Here is a 2195-nt window from a genome sequence, read left to right on the forward strand (position 1 = left end):
GAGAGCGACCTGGCCTTCGTGCGCCGCCTGCTGGCCGAAGAAGGCCTCTTCTGCTGGTTCGAACACGCCGCCGACGACAGCGAGGGGACGACAACGAGCTTCGGCCGCCACACCCTCGTGCTGGCCGACCACAACGGCGCCTTCACCGACAACCGCCAGCCCGTCGTCCGCTTCACCCAGCCCGGCACCACCCTGCCCGAGGACAGCATCGACCGCTGGCACGGCCTGCGCCGGCTCGACAGCACGGTGCTCGCCGCCGCCAGCTGGGACTACCGCAGCCTGGCCACACGCGACCAGCGCGCCGACTCGACCATCGACAACGGCCACCGCCTCCCGCTCGAAGCCATCGACGACCCAGGCCAATACGCCTGGCAGGATCTGGCGCACGGCGAGCGCATGCTGCGCGCCCAGCGCGAAGCGCTCGATGCGCGCAGCAAGCAGTTCTTCGGCCAAGGCACGGTGCGCACCGCCGCGCCCGGCACCTGCTTCACCCTGACCGGGCATGCCGAGCACGACCTCGACCCGCCCGAGGCGTGCCGCTTCGTCCTCACCGAAGTCATCCACCAGGCGCGCAACAACCTCGCCGAACGCATCCCGGGCGCCGATGGCGGCTTGAGCGCACACCACCGAGCCGCCCTACAACATCCCCCCGTCGGGCCGGATGAGACAACGCAAACGCGCGGCCAAACTCCATCCGAAGACGGCACCGAACCCCCCGTCGAACACTACCGCAACCGCCTTCGCGCCATCCGCGCCCACATCCCCTGGCGTGCGCTGATGACCGACGGCCACGGCCACTGCATCCACCCGCGGCCCACCGTCCACGGCACCCTCACCGCCGTCGTGGTCGGCCCCGGCACCCCCACCCACACCGACCGCGACGCCCGCGTACGGGTGCAATTCCCCTGGCAGCGCGGCAGCCGCAGCGCCAACCGCAATGCCCACCCCACCGGCGAGGACAACGCCCCGGCCAGCGACACACTCGGCGCCTGGCTGCGTGTCATGAGCCCCGTCGCCGGTGCCAATTGGGGCGGCCACTGGGTCCCGCGCCCCGGCCAGGAAGTCCTCGTTGCGTTCCATCACGGCAACATCGACCGCCCCGTCATCATCGGCGCGCTCTACAACGGCCAGGGCAACGAAGACGGCGCCGGCAACCGCATCGGCGGCGCCACCCTGCAGGCCAGTGCCAACGCCCCCGCCCTGTTCGCCGGCCGGCAAGACCCGGCCCACCGCCACAACGCCAGCCTCTCCGGCCTCAAAAGCCAGCAACTGTCCGCCAGCCGCGGCGGCAGCGGCGGCTACAACCAACTGATCTTCGACGACACCCCCGGCGAGCCACGCATCAGCCTCGGCACCACCGAATACGCCAGCGCCGTGCACCTGGGCCACCTCAAGCAACAGCAGGACAACGCCCGGCTCAAAGACCGCGGCCACGGCGCCGAACTGGCCACCCGCGCCGCCGCCGCCGTGCGCGCCGGCAGCGGCCTGCTCATCAGCGCCGACGCCCGCCCCGGCGCCCGCGGCGCCCACCTCGACAGCGCCGAGCCCATCCGCCAGACCGAAGACGCCCACGCCCTCACCACGGCCCTGGCCGAGACGGCCGCCAAACAGAACGCCGCCCTTGCCGGCGACCCGGCCGCGCGAGACCTCCCCGCCAGCGCCGCCCTGCAGGCGGCCGTCAAGGTGATGGGCGCCACCGCCTCCGTCACCGACGGGGCGGCGCCGACCGGCGATTCCAACACTGGTGGCTTCATCGCCATCCAGGGCGGCGAGGGCACCGTCCCCGCCTGGTCCGCCCCGCGCCTGCACTACAGCGCCCCTGGCGGCATCGCCCAGCTCACCCCCGCCAGCGCCATCCTCGTTGCCGGCAAAACCCTCAGCCTCAGCGCCGGCCAAGACATCGGCCTCGTCGCCCAAGGCAACCACAGCCTCGCCGTCAGAGGCGGTCTTGCGCTGTTTACCGTCGGCAAGGCGGGCGGCAGCAAACCCAACCAAGAAACCGGCATCGCCCTGCACGCGGCCAGCGGCAAAGTCAGCGTGCAAGCCCAAAGCGGCCAACTGCGCGCCGCCGCCGACAAGACCGTCACTCTCGCCAGCACTAGCGCCAGCATCCACGCCAGCGCCAAAACCCACCTCCTGCTCACCGCGAAGGGCGCCTATCTCAAGCTCGAAGGCGGCAACATCGAGTTGCACGC

At 71.8% G+C, this 2195-nt stretch carries 1 protein-coding gene; it reads left to right on the plus strand.

The window, feature by feature from the left end:
* Positions 1-2195: type VI secretion system Vgr family protein (locus I8J34_RS23910; protein ID WP_214364140.1), on the plus strand; the 2195-nt coding region annotated here is incomplete at both ends.

The sequence above is a fragment of the Denitromonas iodatirespirans genome, assembly GCF_018524365.1.
Taxonomy (GTDB): domain Bacteria; phylum Pseudomonadota; class Gammaproteobacteria; order Burkholderiales; family Rhodocyclaceae; genus Nitrogeniibacter; species Nitrogeniibacter iodatirespirans.